The sequence below is a fragment of the Natrinema sp. DC36 genome, from assembly GCF_020405225.1.
In the GTDB taxonomy this organism is placed as follows: Archaea; Halobacteriota; Halobacteria; order Halobacteriales; family Natrialbaceae; genus Natrinema.
On sequence record NZ_CP084477.1, the window covers coordinates 17,234 to 38,250 of the forward strand.

A 21,017-nucleotide genomic window follows, 5' to 3' on the forward strand; every position below is an offset into this window, starting at 1 on the left:
AACTCATACCTCCTTGTACGTGCCGTCGATTTCGAAGATGATCAAGTTGATCGCGAGCGTTCCCGACCAGTCTGTCGCCGTGATCTCGATGAGTTTGTCGTCACCCTCGTCGACAGTCCACGCAACCGCGTCGATAACCTGCGAGGCGATGGCGGACCCTTGACTTCCGCCAGGGACGTGGTCCTCGATGAACGTCGTCCCGTGACTGGGGGCAGTCCCGGTCGACCCTGGGTTAAACTCCGAGACCGTGCCGGAGAACGCGCGCTCAGTACCGCTTTTGAGGTTGTTCGCCGTAACGGCTGTGGCGTCGTTGGCGTCGCCGCCGAACGATATGTCGATGTCCATATCCCCTGACGACCGCGGGAGAAAGACGACGTCGTAGTCGTAGCCGCTGCCATCAGGGTTGTCTGTGTGGACGTAGATCGAATCGTCAGTGCCGACATTCGAGAACCGGCTGGAGACCGTCCACGCTCGTCCCTTGTTGATGAGGAAGGACTGGACGTCGATGACCGGCTGTTGCCGAAGGCCTTTGACGAGGTGTTTGAAGACCTCGAGTGAGACAACCATAGCGGGCTATCCGCCGCCCGCCGAGAGTGTGATTGTTGCCTCGTCGCCCACGCCACCGCTCCCGCTGGAGCAGCGGATCCGGACGGTTGCCATCCCGGTCCTCATCGTGTCGTCGTAGTCCGCCGAGCCAGTGTGCTCCGAGCCGACGTTCTCGATCCACTCGCCGCCCCGTCGGCGGACATCCCACTGATACTCCGCAGCGGCGTCACCGCGGATGTGCATCGACACGATCGTCGCACCGAGCATCCGAACCGAAGCCGATCCGCCGGCGGTCTCGATGTCGATCGTCTCCTCAGCAACCTGTGGTGATTCCGCCACGGGTTACTCCTCCAGTTCGTCGGCGTGCGTCTTGCACGGGCCGTCGTCGACGTCGCGGCCCCAGCCAGCGCCCCGGCTGCAGGGGTTGTCCATCTCGTCGGAATCGAAGTAGCCACACTTCTCGTCAGCGACCGCCTCGGGGTCGCGATGCGGGCCCTCGAGCACGCCGCTGTCCTCGTCGTCGGCGTCCGACCTATCGGACTCGTCGCCGGTGGAATCCGCTGACGTGTCGTTCTCGTCGTCTACGTCGATGTCGAGTTGGGCTTCGATCGCGTCCATCGAGTCCAGCTCCCCGTCGTCATCATCCGACTCGTCGTCAGGGGCGTCTGCATCGTCGGCGGTCTCGTCCTCGTCAACTGTGAGGTCTTCCGGTTCAGGGAGAGGCTCGACGCCGTCGCCAACGCGTTCGAAGTCACCGCGCTGCTCGCAGAGGTGTGCCGCCAGCTCGTCGCTGACGTCGGCCTGATCGCCAACCTCGAATCGCTTGTCGAGCGGACGGATGTACACCCGCCCGCCGGCGATCTTCTCAACGGTCGGCATGGTCAGGCGCTCCCGGTGGCGACGACGACCCAGCCCGAAGCCGTGCCGTCGATGTTTCGGACGGTCGCTGTTGCGCCCGCTGCGGTCATGTTCGATGGCCCGGTACCGACGAAGTCGGCGTCGGTGAACGACACCGTCGGCGTCGACGCTCCGCCGTTGTGAACGACGGTGACCTCGCGCCCCTCCTCTGCGGCGCTCGAGAGGTCGACCGTGTTCGTCCCGTCAGCGGTGACGACGTGGGTGTCCGCATCTTCGCTGACAACCGTATCCGCCCCGTTGGCTGGTGCGTCGGTCGCGACGTTGCCGCGGGCGCCGTCGTTGAGGTACTTGCCGTCCTCGAAACGGGATCGGACCCGTTCGTTAGTAGTGGTCATCTATGGCCCCCTCTACGCCACCGGGTCCTGGATGTTCGTCGACAGAGCCCCCGCCTGGAGCTCCTTGATCTGGTAGTCGAACTGCCCCTCGAGCCAGTTGCGCGAGTGCAGAACGTTCTCGTTGACCTTGTCGGAGTTGGTCGTCTGGTCGACCTCCATCTCGCGGAAGAGGCCGAACGCCAGGTTCTCCGGGTTCGTCAGCATCGCGTAGCTGTTCGGCCAGCCGTTGACGCCGATGATGTCGTACTCGAACGGCGTGACGTCACCGTCGCCCATGAGGACGGCCGCGCCGCCGACGTCCTCGCGCTGGGTCAGGTCGTAGTGGTACTGCTGGACCTGGTCCGGACTGCAGAGGAAGGCGATCTTCTCCGGATCGCGGTAGCGCTGGGGCACGGTCTGGACCATGTCGTTGAACATCTTCGTGTCGATCGGGGCCGATCCCATGTCGACCTCGGGCATGGTGTCGACCTCGCCCGCTGCGGTATCCTCGAGGCCGATGCGGTCCGAGGCGGTGTCCTCGCCCTCGGCGATCGCGATCCATCCGTTCCACGTTTCGTCGAGGGAGGCGTCGCCCCCGATGGACGCGAGGTTGCCGGTGTCTGCGTTCGCGCGGATACCGATCAGGCCGACGTCGTTCGCCCAGCGCTGGATGAACTCGTCGATGATGTACTGCCCGAACTGGTCGTTCGCGTAGTGGGTGTTCTTGAGTGCGTCACGCTTGGGCTCGACGAGGATGTAGTACTGCTTGTCCGTCGTGTTGAACTTCACCTCGCCGGATTCCGCGCCGGAGTTCTGGGTGCGGTTGCCCTCCTCGTCACGCGTGCCACCCGAGAGCATCGGGACGCCCAGCTTCGGGACGTCTGCCTCGAGGCGGTCCAGCGGCATCGTGTCGGCCATGTCGAGGATACGGACCTCTTCCTGCGTCCGGGTGAGGAACTCCTCGACCGTTTCGGGGGCGAGCTGGAAGCCGTTGAGTTCGGCCAGGCCGATGTCTTTCTGCGATCCGTGCAGTGCGTCGCGGTTCTGCTGTCGCGCCGGCGTCATGTTAGTGCTCATTTGTATACCTCGTTAGGAGAGGGCCTTCCCCAGGTCCCCCAGTCCGCCGTCATCGTTCTCTTCGCCCTCGTCGGCCGCGGCCTCGAGCTGCTGGCTCTCGCCGCCGGCACCGGTCTGCTGGACGATCGTGTCGAGACGGTTCTCGACCTCGTCGACGCGGCCAGCCTTCTCGTTGAGTCGCTCGATCGCGTCGGCGACGCCGATGTCCGATTCTTCGTCGACACCGAGGGCAGCCTTCGCCGCGTCCTCGCGGACCTCGTAGGTCTCGCCGTCGATCTCGATCTCCGCGGTCTTCGCCTCCGGCCCGGTCAGACTCTCGGTGAGGTTCTCGACCGCCTGCGTCAGGTCGTTGATCTGTTCTGCGTTCTGCTTGGCGAGGGACTTATCGCCGCCCTCGCCGTCGTTGGTGGATTCGTCAGTCATGTCTGTCTCTGTGGATTTGGTGTCGGTGTCAGCAGCGGCCTCCGTGCCACTCTCGTCCGACGTGTCGCCGCCGGCATCGTTACTTTCCGTACTGTTCGTGTCGCTCCACTCGAGGCCGTGGGCGTCAGTGATGATCTCTACGGTGGCCTCCTCGGCAGCAACGAACTCGCCGGACTCCGAGTGCTGGTAGCCTTCGGTGCCGTCCTCGACTGCCAGCTCCCAGTTGCCGTCGCCCTCGCCGTCACTGCCATCCTCGTCTTCGTCCTCGTCCTCGTCATTCGACCACTCGCGAGCGGTGTGCTCCGAGAGATCGAAGTCCCACCCGCCCCGGTCAGTGAACCGTTGGATACCGTGATCGATGCCGGCGTCCTCGAGGACGTCCGCGGCCGCGTCGATCGTCGCGAACAGGCTGTCGCGGTTCTCCGTCGAGAGGGTCCGGCCCTCCTTGCCGACATCTGTATCGACGTCCTTGCCGAACGTCGGGTCCGAAGTACGGCCGGGTTCGTCACGGGTGAAGAACGCTTTCGCACGAGTGATCCACCCCTTCTCGCCGGGCTCGGTCGATCCCTCGACCTGGGCCGCCTCGTTGAGGACATCCCACATCTCCTGGGCGTCCGATTCGGAGTGGCCGCGCTCAAGCGCCTCCTCAACGAACCCGTTAGGGTCGCCGAGGTAGTCCCCGAGACGCTTCTCTGCATCGGCCTTCGTCTCGAGGATCTGTGCATCGGGGACCGCCGGGATGTCGACGGCCGACACCTCGCGGATGAGTCCATCGATGAGCTCCCAGACGAGGGCATCCTCGCCGAGATCGTCAGGCACCGCGACGTCGTCGACGACGTCGTCGTCCTGCTCGTACGGGCCATCCCAGCCAACCTGGATCGCGCCGATCGAGTAGCCCTCGAGGATACCGTCGGCGATGAGTTCCCAGAGCGAGTTCTCGTTGATGGCCCACTCCTGAACCCACGCGCCGGCGTCGACGGTCGACCCGCCGATCTCTTCGGCCTCGTCGAGGACCTCGTTGCGCTCGAGTTCCATCCAGCCGTCGGGGAAGACGGCGTGCATGATGCCGCCGCCCGCCTCGCCGGCGTCGACGAACGCCTCGAACTGATCGGCGAAGCCGCGGATGGTCTCCTCGCGGGCGAAGTCGTTCTGGAGGTCCACCTTGTCGGGGACCATCACGATGCCAGCGGCGACCTGCTCGTCGTCGTCCTTCGTGACGAACTCGACGTCCTTGCGGAACTGGTCGCCACCTGCCTTCGTTACCGGTGGCATGTGTCAGTCCTCCTCGTCGTCCCACTGGATCATCGCGACGTGCTCGTCGCTTACCAGCGCCGTGTTGCCTTCGCCGACGAACGGGACCTGACCGATGCCAGTCGGGTCGTACTCCTCAGCCGCCTCGAGGCGGATGTAGCCCTCTGGGATACCCTGCTTCGGAAACTCGATGCTTCCAGAATCAGGGATCTCGACACTCTCACACTCGAGTTCGAGAAGTTCGTCGCCGAAACGGAGCGTTACGTGCGTAGCCATGCGTCACCCCTCGTCTTCGTCATCGGCGGCGTCCGCGTCGGCGTCCTTCGTCTTCCCGAGCTTCCTGGCTCGGTCAGTCGAAAGGACGCCACGCTTTGCGCCGCGCTCTGCGTTCTTTTGAGAATCAGTCATAGTCTGTGCCGGGACGCCCCCGGCGAAGGCCTCTGGCGCGGAGTCGAACCGCGCGCCGTCCAGGCAGAGGCGAGCCGCCTGCAGCCGCAGCGTCAGATCGACGGGACGTCGTCCGGCATCTCGTCGCCGTCCGGCATCGGGCCTTCTGGCAGACGATCGTGGAAGTTCGTGATCTCGATGTACGGATACTCGAGGCGGATGTTGTCGTAGTGGTAGCTGCCGTGACTCCCCGCGTTCACGAGCGACGACCACTCCGAGGCAGGGACGTCCACGTAGGCGTACAGCGAGTTCGATCCCTCCTCACGTTTGAAGGATAGGTACAGCTCGTTCTCGGAGTAATCAAACAGACCCTCGTCCAAATTCGAGCTGTTGAACTGAGTCTGCTCGAGCGGATCCTTGTTGACGAGGGCGGCCTGTACCTCGGCCCACTCTTTCTCCCCGATCTTGTTTTCCGGCGGTGGCTCGGCTGCGTTCGAGGGGAGGGAGGCTTCTTCCTCGCCACCCTCACCGCCCCCACCAGTGAACTGCGACTCGAACTGCGCGAGCGGCATATCGCCGTACTCGTCGTCCCGGGTTGGGAGGCCGAGCTCCTCGAGGACCTGGTTGACCGTCGCGACGCCGGCCAGTCGCATCGACCGGACCCGCTGCTCGGTCATCTGGGCCTCCTCCTTCGGTTGATCTGCCCCCCGGAGCTCGAACTCGATCGTCCAGTCCCGGATCCCGAACGCCTTCTGGTGGAGGATCTGGTAGAGCCGTTCGGCGAACTTGTACTGTTCTGGCTGGATCACCTCGAGGGCGAAGTCCCTGTCCTGTTGGTCGGAGTTCGACCGGTTCGAGGTACCCGTGTTCCCGATCTTGATCGGCGGGATCTCCAGCACCTTCGCGATCTCGTGTTCGTTCTTCTTCCGGAACTTCCGGAAGTCCATCTCCTCGGAGATCCCCTGCCCCAGCGGCTTGATCTCGATCTCGACATCGTTGCCATTCTCGGTTTTGAGGGCGTTGTCGTCGATGAACTTCTCGACCTCGAGGATCACCGCCCGATGGGACTCCTCCCGGAGCCCGTTGAGCATCTGCCGGAGGTCCTTCCTGGACTCCTCGGAGAGCTCCCCGCCGGTCACCTTGATGACCATCCGAGGGATGGTGTCGTTGTCGAAGAAGTCCCGGTTGTAGTCCTTCGCGGCCTCGTCCGCAGTGATCGTCCGGATGGCGCTCACCCAGTCCGGGACCCCGTAGTCATCGCCACCAGGGGACGGGTTAGTGACGAAGATCAGTTCGTTCGCCGGCCCGTTCTCGAGCTTCTGTGCAGACTCGGTGACGACGTCGCCGGTCTCCCGGTCGACGAAGATCGGCTCCTCGCTATCCTCGACGTTCTGATAGCGAACCTTTGGCGAGCCACCATCTCCCTCGGTGATCTGGATATCCAGCCCTCGATAGCGGTCGCCGGCCTCACCGAAGTAGCGACGTCGACCGTCCCGGACCTGGACGTAGCCCCGACTGGCGAACTCGCCGACCTCGCCGTCGACGTAGCGCCCCTCCTCTGGGTGGCGGGGTTGATCGAACCGGCTCTGGGGTTTCCGGACGCGGACGGTCTTCGCGGGGACGTGTGCGAGGCCGACCGGTTTGCCCTCGAGGTCGGTCAGGATCTCGAGGCAACACCAGCCGATCAGGTGGTAGTCCTGGCGTGCGAGCTCGAGGACCTCCGACGGCGTCGTCGGTTCGGCCTTCTGCCGAGCCTTCGTCTGCCAGCGTGAGTCGAGTCCTCGCCAGAAGTCGCGGATCACTTCCTTCTCGAGATCGTCCGCCTCGTCTTCGTCGACGTCGGTGTGGGTGGCGATGCTGAACCCGTAGCCGACCTCGTAGCGAGCCTTCTTGCGGATCCCAGTCGAGAGCGTCTCGTTGAGCTCGTGGAAACTCGCCAGCCGGTACGGGTTGTACGGCGGCTTGATCCCGGCGCCGTGGGTCCGGATTCGCCGGTCGGAGAGTTGGGTACTGTTCTCCGCCTTCGAGAGCGGTGCCCCACCGCCGACGCCCGAGACTTTAACCGAAACCTCGCCCTCGTCTGCGCTACTCATGCTGCGCAGTCACCTCGGTAGGGTCGCGACGGCGAGGGCCGTCATCGGTCATCTCGACGAAAGACGTCCCGAAGACGAGTTCGTCGACGATACACCGGAGTCGGTCCTCCGTCGGAAGGTCGTCAGGATACGTGTTTGAAGTCATAGGTATGAAACACCGGTCGACTCAGAACTCGAGTGTTGGGTCGACGCCGTCTGCCGGGTGATCGCCCCCGCTGCGTGGCAGGCCAGGCCGATCGACCAGAACGACTCACCGTGGCCCTCGCCCGTCTCGACGGCGTCGAGATCGTTCGTGACGATCTTCAGCTGGCGGTTCTGCCGACCATCGGGAAGCAGTTTGATGCGACCGGTCGACGCGTGGACGTCGAACGAGCTCGCTACCTCCTGGTTGGTCGGCCGGTTGAGGCTGATCGGCACCATCTCCGGTGGGAGCATCCCCATCTCGTCGAGGCCTTCGTACTCGCCTCGAGTGTTGTCGTAGGGCAGCGAGCGGATGTTGAAGTAGTCGACCGCCCGCTGGCAGTACTCGACCTGCCGCCGGTAGTCCCAGCCGTCCATCCACTTCGAGTGGACCTGGAAGAGGTGGCCCGCTGGCGACCGGACGATCTGGTCGTCGCCCACCCGGATCTCTCGATCGGTGATCGCGAACACTGCCAGGTGCGCCGGGTGGCGCTTCTTCCCGATGTCCAGCCCGGCGACGCAGCCGTTGATCGACCATTCATCGGACTGGGCGACCCAGCGATCGTCCAGGCCACGCTCGCCGTAGTCCTCGAGGCCGGCCGACGTCATCGCGGCGATGTCCTCATCTCGGAAGTAGCCGATCTCGCTCGAGCGCGGCGACACCTGGTACTCCTGATTGAACGACTTGTCGCCGAGCTTGTGCTTCAGCCCGATCAGGTCGTCGAACGTCTTCCACTCCGGCCAGAGTACGTTCTCGCGATCGTAGTCTTGGATCGCCGGCTCCTCGAGGCGATCGAAGTCCGCGAGCAGCGCATCGTCGAACGTGAAGTCCTCCTCCGTCTGGGGAGTCGTACTGACGTGAAGCTCGGCGACCTCGCCCGACGGGATCGACATGATCGCGTCCTTGAAGATGCGGTTGATCTTCAGCACGCGGCCGGGGTCGAGCCCGGCGTCCTGCTTGTTGTCGTCCTGGAACGGGTCGTCGACGATGACGATGTCCGAGTGCTTCCCGCGGACCATCTGCTGGACGCTCGCCGGCGAGATCGAGACGACGTGGTCGCCGCCCCAGGTGTATGCGCCACGGCTTTCGGCCTGTGGTTTCTTGTCGATTACCGGCTCGAACCACGGGTTCCGGTCGATCAGGGGTTTGATCCCGTCCGTGTTCTCGGCGCCGATGTGATACCGCGCCATCGGCTGGTTGAACGAGAAGTAGAGGATCTCGAGGTCCGCCGGACCGGTCGCCCACTCGCAGTCTGGGTCCGCGTCGAAGCGGTTGCGCCAGACCCACCAGGTGACGTAGGCGTAGTTGCCCGTGCTCTTAAAGTGGTCTCGAGGGCCGACCACCACAGTCCGATCGTTCTCTTGGAAGGTGCGACAGCGTCGTGCCGGCCACTCACCCCGGACGAACTCCTCGAACGACTCCGAGAAGATGAGGTCGACGTACGCCGGGAACGATTCGTACGTGGCGCGATAGATGCCGGCGCGCTGTTCCGGATCGATCGCAGCCATCGACTGGTCGGACGTCTCTGCAGAGCTCACGACTCGCCACCTCCCTCGAGGTTCGACTCGGCTGCGGTGGCGATCGCGTCGGCGACGTGGTCAGGGACTGTGAGTTCGGCCTCGACCTCGCCGCTGTGGTTCATGTTGATTTCGTCCGGGTTCTCGACGATGTTGAACTTCGAGAGCGTCTCGAGGCCGGCCTTGTACAGCGCGGCGTCGCTCGAGTGTTCACCGAGCATCATCAGCCGCGTCGCGAAGTGCGTCAGGATCGTGTCCGCATCCTCGTCATCGTCGAGCGCCGTCACGACCTCGTCGTAGACGTCTCGCTGGCGAGGCGAGAGCTTGCTCTTGAAGTACTCCGACGTCTGCCCCGCTTTGAAGTTCGGATTGGATTCACCCCACTGCTCTCCCGTGACTGGGTGCTTTTGGCACGGACCGACTGATCGGTCCTCACCCCAGCCGGCTGCGAGGAGGCAGTAGTCGTACTCGTCGCGTTCGCGGCCGTGACTCGTCGGTGTCGTTCGATCCGACTTTGTCGCCCCGCAGATCCGGTGCTCCTTTTCGGGATGGACCGGGTGGCCATCCTCATCTCGAGGTGGCTCGTCGGAAATTTCGTAGTTCTCGTCGTCTGTCATTGGTGGTCTCGAAAAACGGTGACTGTCACCGGTGGTTTAGCGCGGCGGGCCCGTCCGGCTAGGGCCTCGAGGCCCGCGCCGTTTGAGGCCGTTCGGTGTCTTCGGCGTGTCGACGTCGTCGCGACGATCGTGCTCGCTCCCGAGGTGGCACTTCCGACAGCGCTTCCGGAGGTTCGCCGGGTGGCCGTTCCTATCGTTCTCGTCGCGATGGTGGACGTCGACGCGGTCGGCGGTGTCAAACGAGCGGCCACAGCCAGGACAGCGTCGGCCACCACGTTCTCGATGCGTTCGTTCCCGGTGTCGGTCTCGAGAAGTCATGGCCGTTCGGTCAGGAGCGTTCGCGTGCACTCCGGGCAGAGCGTGATCAGGTCGCCGCGCTCGTACTCGTGTTGCCGGAGGAGGTCGCCGTACTGGGACTGGCCGTACCAGTGTTCGTTGAACTCCGCGGTAAGCGCTGGGCGACCGCTATAGATCGTCTCGGGGTTACAGAACCCGTCACAGTTGTACTGGTAGGTCATGGGATCCCCCTGAGTGGCGGGAGGTCCTCGAGGTCCTCGAGATCACGCTCGACCCGGATCGGTACCGGCGCGGCGCCGAAGAGCCAGGCCGACTCGGTCCCGCAGTACTCGCAGCGGTAGCCGTAGACGTCTACCTGGCGGTCACAACAGATCGTTCCCTGGCTGAAGAGTTCTGCGGGGCAGCCGGGACAGCAGAGCCCGGTCGACTGCTCGTGTGGGATCAGGGTCTCCCCGCAGCGATCGCAGCCGTTCGCCTGGGCATCCTCGAGGAAGCGATCGGGGACGAGGGTATCACGTTTGCAGCCGAAACAGCGGAAACGGTGGTATGTCTCGGTGCTGCAGAACGCGACGAGTCGGTTCAGAAGTGTTCGTTCGAATTGCATGGAAAAGTCACGGTCACCGCCAGTACTTGAGTTCCAACGCGTTCCGCATCCGGAGCCAGCTGCCCTCGAGGCCGTCCCAGTAGATGAGACAGCCGCCCTCCTCGATCACTTTGATGTCTTCTCCGCGCTCGAGAGCGTCGTCGGGCATGGCTCAGTCACTCTCGCCACCGTCAGCTTCGGAGGGATCGACGTCGTCGCCGTCCTGGACGGACTCGGCGTATGCCGGACTGATGCCGGCCTTCCGATAGATGATTGCAAGAGCGAGTTTCGCGAGGTCTGCTCCGGGGAGCAGCGCTAACGCGATCGCTGCGCCCGTGATGGTTGCGAGTTCAGCGAGCGTGAGTGTCAGTTGAGGCATTCGAGATCACTCCTTGGGATAGTGTCGGTAGCCCTCGAGGCGACCGACTGCCTCGAGCTGGCCAGCCACGTAGACGATCAGCGCGCAGCGACGGCACCACTGGATCTCACCGTCTTCGTGGTCGTCGCATTTCGGACAGTAGGCCATCAGTCTGTCACTCCGTACGGGGTATGGCGGCGTTCGAGGATACGGTTGCAGGGACCGCACACCGGGTTCCCGTTGGAATCCCGGAACGGATCCCACGGTTGTTCCCCCTTGCAGTCCTCTGCGATCCGTCTCGAACACTCGAACATGGTCAGGCAGGGACCTCGCAGGTCGGTGTGTTGCGACCGAGGCCGTACCAGATGGCGATCCCCAGGGCGGCGAAGAGTCCGTTTCCGATCAACCCCAGGAAGACGACTGTTGCTGACTGACCGGCGAGTACCAGGGCGGACGACGCCATCATCAGCGCGACGCCGATCAGGAACAGGCTCGAGACCAGTGCTGGATGGACGTGATCACGCCGCCAGAACTGGAAGTAGATTGCGGCAGACATCCAGATGACGCCGGCGAACGCCCCCAGCGTGTCGACGAGTTGAGTGTCAATCATCCCCATCTCCCTCATTAGGCCCCTCGCTGTGGTGCTGGTCGTCGGTTCCGGGGTTGGGACGGTCGGCCCAGGATAGCTTGAGTGGGATCTGGTCCCACGAGATCGGAAACGACGAGAGCTGATCCCTTGCGATATCGACGCCGAGCAGCGCCGAGATCATGCTGATCAAGAGAGCTTTGTCCTCGAGGGTGAACGTTACTCCCGGGTGGATCGTGTCGACCACAATCAGGGCAAGCAGCGTGAGGACTGTTGCGAAGCCTGCCAGTGGTCGGATGCGTCTTTTGAGCGTCATTCATGGCTCTGGTGGGGACTCGAGGGTGATGCCCAGCTTTGCGGCGATGTGTTCGCGTCCCGTCTGAATGTCCAGCGTCTCACCGCGGTAGTGGCGTTCGGCGAGATCTGGACGCCAGGAGTTGAACTCGTTGTGTCCGGTGACGATCGTGCCGCCGCCCGGCGCCGGGAACAGCGTCGCGTGATCCTGGCGCTCGCGGAGCCATTCCGGTGCCCCGGGGAACAGCCTTGGGCCTCGGTGGAGTGCGTAGGAGCCAACCTCCGTGTTGCCGTTCCAGTCTGTCTTGAGGCCAGCGAGTGGTTCAACGACGAATCCAGCGGCCTCGAGATTTTCGATAACTGCCTCTGGTTCCGCCTCGAGTGTCGCGATGTGCTCCTTTTCGGAGACCTCGTACGTCGCGTAGAAGTCCTCTCCAAGGGAGCGTTTTGCTATCGTGTGGGCCAACGGGATGAACACGCGCCGGAGCGGCTGCCACGGGACCTCTCGGAACTGCGGCCCGTAGTAGTACCGTGCGATGCCGATCGCCACGATCGCGGCGCCGGCGATCTCGTAGATGTGGTTTGTGAGTGGGTCGAGCATGGGTCTGGTCTGAAAATCTGCAGGTCTACTGCGTACTGAAATATGGACGCCGCCCCGGGAAGGGGCGACTCGAAATGGAACGGGCTGGCTGAGGATCTCGTTTCGCGGCCGCAGGTCGCTCGAGAGGTGTCCTCGCTTTCGCGTGGAGTCTCAAGCGAGCCGACGGATCCCGAGTTGTCCCCGGGGCACCGCCGGCCTACCCTCACCGCGGGCTCGTCGCGCTCCTGGCGCACCACGTGTCGCGTGGACGTCATCCAATCGCGGGAGACAGGTTTTGGTAACCGACTTACCGAGAGATGCTGAGTTCGATCTACGGAACGTTTGAAGCGTTCTCCTGTGCCGTTCGCAATCACAGTCTGTAGCCAGCCCTTGAGCGACGACGAGAGACTATCTGACTGCCTCTACATGAGTAGGACAGCCTCACTGAACCTCAGTCGCGGGGCTCGAGCGCCACTCGAGACCAGCTGCAACACGCAGCTGCCGGCAGTTCGTAACGCTGCCGGACGACGACGTCATCGGATGGCCCTCGAGGGAGTCGAACCCTGACCACGCGATCGTGGCCCACCAGAGCGTCGGGTTGGTACTGAAAGGGTAGGGGTGGGAAGAGACGCAGGACTCTAGATGGTGTCTGTGGCGAGCGAGTCGATAAGATCCCTCGAGCATACCTCTCGAAGAGGGTGCACGCCCAGAATGGGAGAGGCAGCGGCCGTCATCGGGGATCGGTCGCGATGAACTCGCGGATGTCCGCGATCTGGGTCGTCGACCAGCGGCCTGAGCGCTGGGCCGCATCGGTGTTGATCGAGATCGGGTAGCCCGTGATCACTTCACGGTCGTCGATATCGATGACCAAGCGATAGGTGACGCCACCGAACGTCTCCCGAAACCAGGCGATCCCAGGATCTGCTTCGTAGACGTCCCCTGCCTCGATGCAGCCCCGAACGATCTCGTCGTCCAGGTGCCGTGGTGGGCGGTCGTCTTCGTACCGGTCGTGGAAGCGCTCGGGGAAATGTATCGACGGCCGGTACGCCGACGGCTCCCGAGGCGGTGCGGACTGGGCATCGGTAGACATGGTCGAAGTTAGACTATCTGGAGCTCGTCAATCCGCTCGCCGGGCTCGTCTGCAAACGTCTCGTTGTATCGTTCTCGAACCAACTCCCGGATCTCGGCGTCGACGTCGCCGTGATCTGCGCTCGAGGCGCAGTAGGCGATCGGGTCGACTCCCATCTTCCACTTGACTACGGAGAGGCAGTGCGGGCACCGGGGCTGGAAGTGATCGAGCATCCAGACAACCCAGTACCCCTCCCGGCAGAGATACTCCGCCAAGATGAGCCACGCATGGGCGTCGTAGATCCCGTCGTAATTGGCTTTAATCCGCTTGATTGCGAGGGCTGCAGATCGGTCGATAGCTGTATTCGGGTCGTCTCTGGCCTTCCGATGGATTCGTTTGAAGTAGCCCAGCAGTCCTTGACCGGAGCTCTCGAGTTCGCCGTTCGTGAGTGCCGAATCGCGGTTTGCGATCCAGGCCGAGTCCGAATGGCGAACAGGTGAGCGGACACCCGACCGACCGCCGGATTGGTACGGTGGGTACTCCTTGTCGTCAGTTAGCGGCGCACCTGTGGCCGGGTCGAATCGAATTTGTCCGAGCATAGGGTGAGAAACGCGGGGCTGTTGAACCACCCGATCACTCGCCGAATCAGGGCCGGCGTCACGAGCGGTGAGGCTATTCGTCTGTTACCTACCACATATCGTTTATTAGTAAATAAAGAGAAGGATAGCGATGAATACCATCACTTGACAAGATAGTATACTTTCTTTCGAGCATCAGGGAGTCGGCCTTGCTGGCCCTCGATCACGCCCGCATCCTCGAGGTGGGCGACTGCGTCTCGGACCGTCGACGGTGACAGCAGCGTTTCGTCCGCGATCTCGCTCTGGGTGAGGTCGCCCTCGTACTCGAGGACTTTGTACACGAGTTTCGCACTCGGCGGGAGGTCCTCCACGAGGGTGGCCGTCTCAGTCATCGTCGACACCCCTCTGTCGATCTGTATCCGTCCCAAGTGACCGCTCGCCTTCGTTTTCCGAGAGTGCTAGACCTAAGTGGTTTGGTGTTTCTATTAAATAGTGTATGGTGGGGGATGGCAGGGAAGAAGATAGATTGCTTGCTATGTGCGATGATTGTGGAGCAGTATATGCCTCCACAAGAGACAGCAACGAGCAAATCGCACCAATCGGTTCTCGAGAGGGTTGTCGATGTGGCAGCAGCTCATTTTCTCCGATTGAAGGAAAAGACGTTGACGAGTCGGGCAAAGACGGCTGAACAGTATCGGTCATCCGTTGTTCACCCAATCTCGCGATCCGCACTCCGGGCAGACCATTTTATCCGGGTCCACATCTTCAAGCGCGAAGACGCTTCCACACTCGTTACACTCTCCGCGTTCAGTATCGCCCCCCGACATCACGAATCGCCTCCGTCATCGCGAAGCTCCTGTCGGCGGGCGTTGATCGCACCCACGAGGCCATCGTCCGGATCGTCCGACGCCTCGAGATACGTCCGTAGCTCGTCTAACAGCATCTCGGTGGAGTACTCCGGGTCGACCAGATAGAGGCGATCGGCAGCCCGGACCTGCGCAACGACGCCAGCGCGATGCGCAACTGTGATCGCTCGGTTAGCCTCCCCGAGAGATCTGCCGGCGTGAATTTGTGCCCCGACAATCGACGACCGAGGGACGACTGGGAGTGGACGCTTCTCGAGACGGCTGTTGAACTCGCGGACAACGGGTTCGGTGAGTTCCGTTTGGTCGCTCGAGGGCTCTCGAACGGTCTTACTCATCATGCCCAGCCCCCGAAAGCTGTGACCGATCATTCGTTTCCCCCCAACAACGGGCGCACTCAGCAGCGAACACACGGCTCTGCCGCCATTCGTGACCTTTCACGAGACAGATTAGGTTGCTGAACGGCCCCAGTGGGCGCTCTGTGACACTCGGGCCCTTATCCTCATTCGCCATCGGTATCACCTCGATCGAGCACCTGGACGAGCTCCCATTGTTGCGTCGGGAGGTCAGTCACGAGGTCGTCGTTCTCGATCGTCACCGTCGGCCGAACTGGATCTGGGATCAACTCGTGATCGATGTACTTGACCTTCGTACCGATGTGTCGACCGACAATCGTGCCGATCTTCCCCTCCGCATCGATTCCGCGATCGTCGACGTTGCGAACCTCGATCCGGAGGCCCTCGACGTCGGACCACGGGTGTTCGTGGACGTCGTCCAGGTTCTCGAGGTCGGTCATGCTCCCACCTCACTCGAGTCATCAGGCGTCGGAAGTGGCTGCTGGGCGAGCGTCGTCGGCCCCATCGTCACGGTCGTCGGTTCGACCAGTTCTGCGTCGACGTCGTCAAGGGCCGCAGCCGCCGTGATCCACGGGCCGACGTCGTCCATTACAAGTAGTTGTAATGGATCCGGTGGCCAGAACAGTACACCTCCGGCCGGATCGTCCGGATCGCCGTATCGATCCGGTGGGAGGAGGTCCTCGAGGACGGCGTCGGCTGCCTCGACGATCAGGATCTCGTCGGTCGCGACGATCTCGGGGTAGACTTCGGACTGTCGCTCTTCCGGCGTCCGGAACGACAGTGCGAGTCGGTAGCCGTCGTCAGTGATCTCGAGCAGGCCAAGGCCCTGGAGCCGATTGCGGTGGTTCCGAACCGTCCGGGCACGGACACCGGCTCGATCGGCGAGTTCCTTCTGGGTGATCGGTTCGTCGACGTCGAGCAGCGCGGCGATGATCTTGCCAGCATCCCCGCAGTCCGGGAGAATAGCATCGGGGCTGAGTTGCTGCAGGACGAATCGGACGTCGTCCGCTCGGAGGTCTCGAGTTTCGTCTTCTCGAGGGAGGGAGAGCAGCGCCTCGGCGAGATCGTACGGCGTCGCGACCAGACTGTGGAACATCGAGATCGCCGCCGGCGTCGACCGAAGCCGTTTCCGGTAGAGGAGACGGGGCGCGACCTCCTGGTAGGCGTCGCGGTCGGGTTCCGTGACCGGTATCTTGACCTGGAACTGTGCCGGGTTGTCGAGTAGTTCTCGAGGGTGTTCGAGGTAGTATTCGAGATCGTCGCGAAGCCGGTGAGCATCTGGACCACGAATCACGAACGAGCCGATGAGCTCGCCGACCGGATCCGATGCATCGGCGATCGGCCCACCGAGTGGTGGAGTGCTGTTCGGGACGTCGAACAGCTGGCGGTAGGCGGCGTACCGGCCGTACTGCGACGAGATCGACGCCGAGATAGCGAGCGATCGTGCCAGGTCGTCGAGTTTGTCGTCCTCGAGGTCGGGAGTGACCCGCACTTCGCGGATGATCTCGATGCCAGCAGCATCGAGAAGGTGCACGATCGAGCCTTCGAGACCCTTTGCAGAGGTGAGGATCGCCGAGCAAAGGTCGTCGCGATCCTCGAAGTCCCCCGATTTGAGCCGGTCGATCATCCCGAGGATCGCCTCACCCCACTCAACGAGGTCGGACCGGAGCTCCTCGGGATCGTCCAGGGAATCGCTGGTCACGGGACCGATCTGACGAGCCGCGTTGAGAACGTGAGTCGGTTCGTCGATCTCGGCGATCCGCTCTGCTGGGAGCGCTTTATCGAGGAACAGCTTCTCGTCGGCTAACGCCAGTGCGGTCGTCACCGTATACTCCATCGGAGTCGAGGCCTTCGGGGCGACGATCGCCTCGTCGCGTTCCTCGAGGTAGCTCACTGGCCGTTCGCGGTAGTCTGCAGTGGCGTCAGCGTCCGGTAGGCTGCCCGTGACGAACGTCACGGTCCCTGACTCGGCGGCTGCAGCGGCGGCAGCGTGTTCCTCGTGGCCCAGGTAGGTGGTGATGTACGGCCGGCCCGTCCTCCCACCCCCTCGTGTACGCGGTGTTCTACGCCACTGTTGGGATGAGTTTCCGGTCCCACTAACACTGCCTTCCAGCGTTTGTTGCTGCCCGTCTTCGGACGCGAGAGTGTCCAACACTTCGCATCCCGGTTCGAGCAGTTCGACTTGCTGTGAACCACGGGATCCGAACACCTCGATCAACTGCAGCTGCTCGAGGGAGTCGTCGACGGCCTGGCTGGTCAGGATCTGCGCCCGGCGGGTACGTCCGATATCGTCATGGAGCGCCTCGAGATCGGCACGGTCCATGATCCCGCCGGGTTCCCGAGCGAGTTGCCCGAGCATTTCGACGTGGCGGCCGTCGGGATCGAGTACGTCCACTGCATGGCTGACGACGTCGTCGACCCAGCTGGTATCCCGGTGACGATTCCGGATCTCACTAACGCCCGGCAGGTCGCCGCGGTACTTGTCCGCCAGCAGCGAGAGTTCACGACCGGTGCCGACGATTCGAACATCCAGACCTGCAGCGAGGATGGCCAGCAGGTCACAGATCGGTTCGGCGTCGCGACGATCGCGCTCGAGGAAGATCTCGGCGAACGAGACACTGACCGCAACCGTTGTCTCGAACGTCGCGGCCAGTGCAGCCGTAGCGAGGAGATGCTCAGTCTTCGTCAGCGGCGTCTCGGGGAGCCGGGTCAGTGTGTCGGCAAACTCCTCTGCGGCCTCGTGATCATCTCGTGCGATCGCAACGATATCTGACCGAATCCAGAACGGAATCGAACGCTCTTCGAGGACATCGTAGACGTCCACGACATCCATCTCCCCAAAGGCTGCTTCGAGACCATCGGCATACGCTTTCTTGACGCGGTCGATCTCGAACACTCGAGACCAGACATCGCTGACTGGCTCGTCGCCGATCTCGACCGTCTCACTAATCTGGGCCTGGTTCGTCGGCGTCACTTCACCGCGCGGGAGCGCGTCGACGTCGATCTCTCCGACCCACTCCTCGAGGTCGTCCGTGATGAGTTCCCGACCGATGTCGCCCTGGGTATCATCCGAAACCTCGCCGGAGAAGGCGTCGGCGTAGAATGGGCGATCATCGACGAGGTCACCGAACCGGTCGGCGTCGATCGGATGGTCGTCGACAAACGCTTCGAACTTCTCAGACCCGATCGGCTTCAGATCCATCAGATCTGCGTCGACCGGGAACTGCTGCATCTGGCGCTCGACTTCCTCGAGCTGCTTACCGTACTGGCCGCGATCCTCAGTGAATCGCTGGTAAACGTCGAGTGCGCCGGCTTCGTTGGCGATGTACTGCGCCCGCGCTTCGGCAGCTGCCTCTTTCGTCTCCTGCCGGGTGACGACTTTCGGGGACGTCACTTCGTTCGGGCAGTTCGGGCAGGAGATCGAGTCTTGTACCCGGCGGTCGTGTTCATCGACGATCCACGGGTTCTCGCACTGCCCGCAGAGGACGACCTCGAACATCATGCCGACTCACCCCCGTGGTGGAGCCGCCGGTGGTCTGCTGGCGTCAGAACCTCGAGGTTTTCCGGCCGATTATCCCACTGAACCCCGTTCCGGTGGTGGATTTCTTTCGAGACGACCTCTTCGAAGCCATACTCGGCGACTGCGAGCAAGCGGTGGACATATACTTTATCCTGGTCGAACTTACCGTTGGAAGCAATCCAACACGGGTACCTCTCGGCGTCCCGAATTGGGTGCTTGAAATTAGCTGTGCGTGACCGTTTCCCCCGAAGGGACTCACTGACAGACCGCCGCTCGATGCCGAAGTGCCCGAGCCACTCCCTGATGAGTGGTGGCGTACAGCCGAGATCGTCGGCGATCTCGTACGAGGAAAGACCTTCCTCGATGTAGAGTTGTCGAAGCGTCTCCTCGTCATGCCACGGCTCGTTATGCCCATTCGCTTTATGGACTCCGAGACCACGGTTTGAGCCGAACTCGCGCCCACAGATTGGACACGTGAACGACTCGCTCATCGTCCCACCTGCCGACGGCCGAAACGGATGCGTAGACCTGTCTCTCCTATATTCACGGCGTTCTTGTCCGGACGCGGATCACAGCGCCGCTGCTCTTCGTCCGGTAAGCTTATGTGGAGAAACGTGCAAGAGCAAGATATCTCACCTTCCTGCTCTAACGTTCTCCAGCGGCGCGTATGTTTGTCGTTTGCTCTTGCTTGCTGTCTCTCCTGTTGTCGTTTCCCATACTTAAAATGCATAGTCACGTCTGACGGAGTCACTGCTGGTCACCTCCCTGTTCCACGCCGCAGAACGGGCAGTAGCTGCCCGCAGCGGTGAACGCCTTCTCGCAGTTGTCGCAGTCCTGGCTGTAGCTCACTGTGGCCACCCGTAGGCGATGATCGCGAGCAGCGCGATCGAGACCGCGAGTGTGAGCAGGCCGCGCCTCGTTGGGGTCACCGCAGACCACCTCGAGCAGCACGTGCCCGTCGCGACGCTTCGACATCGTTGGCACAGCTGCGGTGGGCGGGCTCGCCGTCGAGCTCCACCGCATCCACCTTCGGCAGCGGCTGCTGGCAGTCGTCACACAGCGGGTTGGAGTCACCCTCCCAGCGGCCGTGGGCGTCCTCGCCGATTTCGCGGATCATCGGTCGATCTCCTCCCGGTCGAAGACCCCCTCGCAGATCTTGCACTGGATGCCGTCGGTGCCCTCCAGGTTTCGGATCGCGTCGCTGGGGCAGTCACACGGCAACAGCGTGTCCGATACCTCGGCGTTCTCCCGGTGTTCCTCGATAATCTCGTAGGCTGCCGGATTCGTTGCCCAGGTCGTCAGCAAACTGCCGTTGACCTTCGACTGGCCGAGAGAGATGATCGCGTTGTGCGAACTCAACCCTCGAACCTCGTCGGAGATCGCGTCTGGAACATCGTGGCGCGTCCACTCCGCAGCTGGATCCGGTAAGTCGTAGAGCTCTCTCGCCCGAGACTTGACCCACTGCACGTTTCCCGACTGCAGCGTCTTCGATCGGTCGGGTGTCCGGTCCATACCGTCCATCATCCGTGCACCTCTCCGAGCGCTCGAGCAGTCATCTCACCGTCGACGGCGATGTAGTTGCGTGCGGTCGCGAGATCCTCCCAGCCAAACATCGACTGGAGCGGGCCTGCATCGAGTCCACGACCGGCGTGGTATGACGCGGCCGTTCCACGGAGACCGTGGAGGCTCGTGTCGTCCTTTTCGAGACCGTCGGCCAATTCCAGAGCAGTATCGAGCCGTCGCTGGAGTGTCGAAAACGAATTTGGGTAACCGCCGTGCGTGTCGATCAGCCAGTCGATCGCGACCGAGATGCGCTGGTTCCAGCCGTAGGGCACATCACGGACTGCGGCGTCGGTTTTTGGATTCCAGTAGGACTCGAGGACATCCTCGAACACTTTGCTGTCATCGTGTTTGAGTTGCTGAGTCACAGCCTGTTTGCAGTAGCCGCAGGGACCGCCGTCGCGGCCCTTGGTGCAGGGATCGTGAGGTGGGATCGACAGCATCTCCCGGCGGTGGTTGACCCACGACTCGCCGATGTGCGTGATCTCTCCGGGCCGAAGTCCAAGACGACCGCCGATGAGCAGGATTGCTCGTGTTTCCATGCTCTCTTCAGGGTCGTCGATCCGCATCGCACCGATGAGGAGGCGTTCGAACTCGCGTTCGGTCAGCGCCTTCTCGCGAGTCAGTTGCCTCATTCTGAATCAGCCTCCGCGGCTGCTTTCAGAGCGTTGTAGTGCGAGTGGTCCTGTGCACCTGTCCGATCAACCTTCTCACCACAGACATTACAGACTGGTTTGTCCTCTGGGAAAACGGACCTGTCCTTCTCGAAGACACTGTTTGCGAGCCCTAATATCGGGCAATCCCTGTCGATGTGGATCGCTCGCTCAGGGCCACCGCCGGCTTGCCGACCGACGACGTAGACGGTTGAACGGTCGGTCACTCCGACCACCCTCCGTCGAGATCCTCGACTCGGCAGCGGGTGCAAAGATGTTTGCCGCCCAACTCTCGAACTCGCATTTTGGTCGGGCCACAGTTGTCGCACACGCGGTCAGCGCCACTTTCTGCACCACAGAACGGACATTCGCTCCCTCGCGCTTCGGCCACTGTGT

At 62.7% G+C, this 21,017-nt stretch carries 32 protein-coding genes; all 32 read right to left on the reverse strand.

Features of this window, described 5'->3' with window-relative positions:
• Positions 1 to 3 precede the first annotated feature (3 nt).
• Entirely contained in the window at positions 4 to 567 is a 564-nt protein-coding gene (locus LDH74_RS25810; protein WP_226043483.1) for a hypothetical protein, read from the reverse strand.
• A gap of 6 nt (positions 568 to 573) precedes the next feature.
• Complete coding sequence (locus LDH74_RS25815; protein WP_226043484.1) at positions 574 to 885, reverse strand: hypothetical protein; 312 nt, start codon at positions 883 to 885, stop codon at positions 574 to 576.
• Positions 886 to 888: 3 nt separating this feature from the next.
• Complete coding sequence (locus LDH74_RS25820) at positions 889 to 1,425, reverse strand: hypothetical protein (protein ID WP_226043485.1); 537 nt, start codon at positions 1,423 to 1,425, stop codon at positions 889 to 891.
• 2 nt (positions 1,426 to 1,427) lie between these two features.
• Positions 1,428 to 1,799 carry a hypothetical protein gene (locus LDH74_RS25825; protein ID WP_226043486.1) on the reverse strand — a complete coding sequence of 124 codons (372 nt, stop codon included), beginning with the start codon at positions 1,797 to 1,799 and terminating at the stop codon, positions 1,428 to 1,430.
• A 12-nt stretch (positions 1,800 to 1,811) separates the two neighbouring features.
• Positions 1,812 to 2,855 (reverse strand): hypothetical protein, encoded by a 1,044-nt coding sequence (locus tag LDH74_RS25830; protein ID WP_226043487.1) that lies wholly within the window; start codon positions 2,853 to 2,855, stop codon positions 1,812 to 1,814.
• Between the two features lie 12 nt (positions 2,856 to 2,867).
• The gene (locus LDH74_RS25835) at positions 2,868 to 4,550 is read right to left on the reverse strand and encodes an XkdF-like putative serine protease domain-containing protein (RefSeq protein ID WP_226043488.1); all 1,683 of its coding nucleotides are present in this window, start codon (positions 4,548 to 4,550) and stop codon (positions 2,868 to 2,870) included.
• Positions 4,551 to 4,553: 3 nt separating this feature from the next.
• Positions 4,554 to 4,805, reverse strand: a complete 252-nt coding sequence (locus LDH74_RS25840) for a hypothetical protein (RefSeq protein ID WP_226043489.1) — start codon at positions 4,803 to 4,805, stop codon at positions 4,554 to 4,556.
• Positions 4,806 to 4,808: 3 nt separating this feature from the next.
• The gene (locus LDH74_RS26605) at positions 4,809 to 4,937 is read right to left on the reverse strand and encodes a hypothetical protein (protein ID WP_255681161.1); all 129 of its coding nucleotides are present in this window, start codon (positions 4,935 to 4,937) and stop codon (positions 4,809 to 4,811) included.
• 92 nt (positions 4,938 to 5,029) lie between these two features.
• Positions 5,030 to 7,009, reverse strand: a complete 1,980-nt coding sequence (locus LDH74_RS25845; protein ID WP_226043490.1) for a phage portal protein — start codon at positions 7,007 to 7,009, stop codon at positions 5,030 to 5,032.
• Positions 7,002 to 7,154: a hypothetical protein gene (locus LDH74_RS25850; RefSeq protein ID WP_226043491.1), complete on the reverse strand. Its 153-nt coding sequence runs from the start codon at positions 7,152 to 7,154 to the stop codon at positions 7,002 to 7,004. The genes LDH74_RS25845 and LDH74_RS25850 overlap by 8 nt, the downstream gene beginning before the upstream one ends.
• On the reverse strand, positions 7,151 to 8,728 hold the full coding sequence (locus LDH74_RS25855; protein ID WP_226043492.1) for a hypothetical protein: 1,578 nt from the start codon (positions 8,726 to 8,728) through the stop codon (positions 7,151 to 7,153). The genes LDH74_RS25850 and LDH74_RS25855 overlap by 4 nt, the downstream gene beginning before the upstream one ends.
• The gene (locus tag LDH74_RS25860; protein WP_226043493.1) at positions 8,725 to 9,324 is read right to left on the reverse strand and encodes a hypothetical protein; all 600 of its coding nucleotides are present in this window, start codon (positions 9,322 to 9,324) and stop codon (positions 8,725 to 8,727) included. Before LDH74_RS25860 ends, LDH74_RS25855 begins: the two co-directional genes overlap by 4 nt.
• Before the next feature lie 36 nt (positions 9,325 to 9,360).
• A complete protein-coding gene (locus LDH74_RS25865; protein ID WP_226043494.1) occupies positions 9,361 to 9,642 on the reverse strand; it encodes an HNH endonuclease in 282 nt (93 codons plus the stop codon).
• Positions 9,639 to 9,842 (reverse strand): hypothetical protein, encoded by a 204-nt coding sequence (locus LDH74_RS25870; RefSeq protein ID WP_226043495.1) that lies wholly within the window; start codon positions 9,840 to 9,842, stop codon positions 9,639 to 9,641. The genes LDH74_RS25865 and LDH74_RS25870 overlap by 4 nt, the downstream gene beginning before the upstream one ends.
• On the reverse strand, positions 9,839 to 10,225 hold the full coding sequence (locus LDH74_RS25875; RefSeq protein WP_226043496.1) for a hypothetical protein: 387 nt from the start codon (positions 10,223 to 10,225) through the stop codon (positions 9,839 to 9,841). The genes LDH74_RS25870 and LDH74_RS25875 overlap by 4 nt, the downstream gene beginning before the upstream one ends.
• 13 nt (positions 10,226 to 10,238) lie before the next feature.
• Positions 10,239 to 10,373, reverse strand: a complete 135-nt coding sequence (locus LDH74_RS26610; RefSeq protein ID WP_255681162.1) for a hypothetical protein — start codon at positions 10,371 to 10,373, stop codon at positions 10,239 to 10,241.
• 3 nt (positions 10,374 to 10,376) lie between these two features.
• Complete coding sequence (locus tag LDH74_RS25880; RefSeq protein WP_226043497.1) at positions 10,377 to 10,583, reverse strand: hypothetical protein; 207 nt, start codon at positions 10,581 to 10,583, stop codon at positions 10,377 to 10,379.
• A gap of 6 nt (positions 10,584 to 10,589) precedes the next feature.
• A complete protein-coding gene (locus tag LDH74_RS25885; protein ID WP_226043498.1) occupies positions 10,590 to 10,730 on the reverse strand; it encodes a hypothetical protein in 141 nt (46 codons plus the stop codon).
• Positions 10,731 to 10,878: 148 nt separating this feature from the next.
• Positions 10,879 to 11,172, reverse strand: a complete 294-nt coding sequence (locus LDH74_RS25890; RefSeq protein ID WP_226043499.1) for a hypothetical protein — start codon at positions 11,170 to 11,172, stop codon at positions 10,879 to 10,881.
• Positions 11,165 to 11,464, reverse strand: coding sequence for a hypothetical protein (locus LDH74_RS25895; RefSeq protein WP_226043500.1), 300 nt, complete (start codon positions 11,462 to 11,464; stop codon positions 11,165 to 11,167). The genes LDH74_RS25890 and LDH74_RS25895 overlap by 8 nt, the downstream gene beginning before the upstream one ends.
• Positions 11,465 to 12,043 (reverse strand): hypothetical protein, encoded by a 579-nt coding sequence (locus LDH74_RS25900; RefSeq protein WP_226043501.1) that lies wholly within the window; start codon positions 12,041 to 12,043, stop codon positions 11,465 to 11,467.
• Between the two features lie 709 nt (positions 12,044 to 12,752).
• Positions 12,753 to 13,112 carry a hypothetical protein gene (locus tag LDH74_RS25905; protein ID WP_226043422.1) on the reverse strand — a complete coding sequence of 120 codons (360 nt, stop codon included), beginning with the start codon at positions 13,110 to 13,112 and terminating at the stop codon, positions 12,753 to 12,755.
• Positions 13,113 to 13,120: 8 nt separating this feature from the next.
• Positions 13,121 to 13,690, reverse strand: a complete 570-nt coding sequence (locus tag LDH74_RS25910) for a hypothetical protein (protein ID WP_226043423.1) — start codon at positions 13,688 to 13,690, stop codon at positions 13,121 to 13,123.
• 140 nt (positions 13,691 to 13,830) lie between these two features.
• The gene (locus tag LDH74_RS25915; RefSeq protein WP_226043424.1) at positions 13,831 to 14,061 is read right to left on the reverse strand and encodes a winged helix-turn-helix domain-containing protein; all 231 of its coding nucleotides are present in this window, start codon (positions 14,059 to 14,061) and stop codon (positions 13,831 to 13,833) included.
• A gap of 434 nt (positions 14,062 to 14,495) precedes the next feature.
• Positions 14,496 to 14,873 carry a hypothetical protein gene (locus LDH74_RS25920; RefSeq protein WP_226043425.1) on the reverse strand — a complete coding sequence of 126 codons (378 nt, stop codon included), beginning with the start codon at positions 14,871 to 14,873 and terminating at the stop codon, positions 14,496 to 14,498.
• A 161-nt stretch (positions 14,874 to 15,034) separates the two neighbouring features.
• On the reverse strand, positions 15,035 to 15,328 hold the full coding sequence (locus tag LDH74_RS25925) for a hypothetical protein (RefSeq protein WP_226043426.1): 294 nt from the start codon (positions 15,326 to 15,328) through the stop codon (positions 15,035 to 15,037).
• The gene (locus tag LDH74_RS25930) at positions 15,325 to 18,390 is read right to left on the reverse strand and encodes a helix-turn-helix domain-containing protein (protein ID WP_226043427.1); all 3,066 of its coding nucleotides are present in this window, start codon (positions 18,388 to 18,390) and stop codon (positions 15,325 to 15,327) included. The genes LDH74_RS25925 and LDH74_RS25930 overlap by 4 nt, the downstream gene beginning before the upstream one ends.
• Positions 18,387 to 18,899, reverse strand: a complete 513-nt coding sequence (locus LDH74_RS25935) for an HNH endonuclease signature motif containing protein (RefSeq protein WP_226043428.1) — start codon at positions 18,897 to 18,899, stop codon at positions 18,387 to 18,389. The genes LDH74_RS25930 and LDH74_RS25935 overlap by 4 nt, the downstream gene beginning before the upstream one ends.
• A 434-nt stretch (positions 18,900 to 19,333) precedes the next feature.
• Entirely contained in the window at positions 19,334 to 19,525 is a 192-nt protein-coding gene (locus LDH74_RS25940; protein WP_226043429.1) for a hypothetical protein, read from the reverse strand.
• Entirely contained in the window at positions 19,522 to 19,920 is a 399-nt protein-coding gene (locus tag LDH74_RS25945; RefSeq protein ID WP_226043430.1) for a hypothetical protein, read from the reverse strand. Before LDH74_RS25945 ends, LDH74_RS25940 begins: the two co-directional genes overlap by 4 nt.
• 8 nt (positions 19,921 to 19,928) lie before the next feature.
• Complete coding sequence (locus LDH74_RS25950) at positions 19,929 to 20,603, reverse strand: tyrosine-type recombinase/integrase (protein ID WP_226043431.1); 675 nt, start codon at positions 20,601 to 20,603, stop codon at positions 19,929 to 19,931.
• The gene (locus LDH74_RS25955; RefSeq protein ID WP_226043432.1) at positions 20,600 to 20,848 is read right to left on the reverse strand and encodes a hypothetical protein; all 249 of its coding nucleotides are present in this window, start codon (positions 20,846 to 20,848) and stop codon (positions 20,600 to 20,602) included. The genes LDH74_RS25950 and LDH74_RS25955 overlap by 4 nt, the downstream gene beginning before the upstream one ends.
• Positions 20,849 to 21,017: the final 169 nt, after the last annotated feature.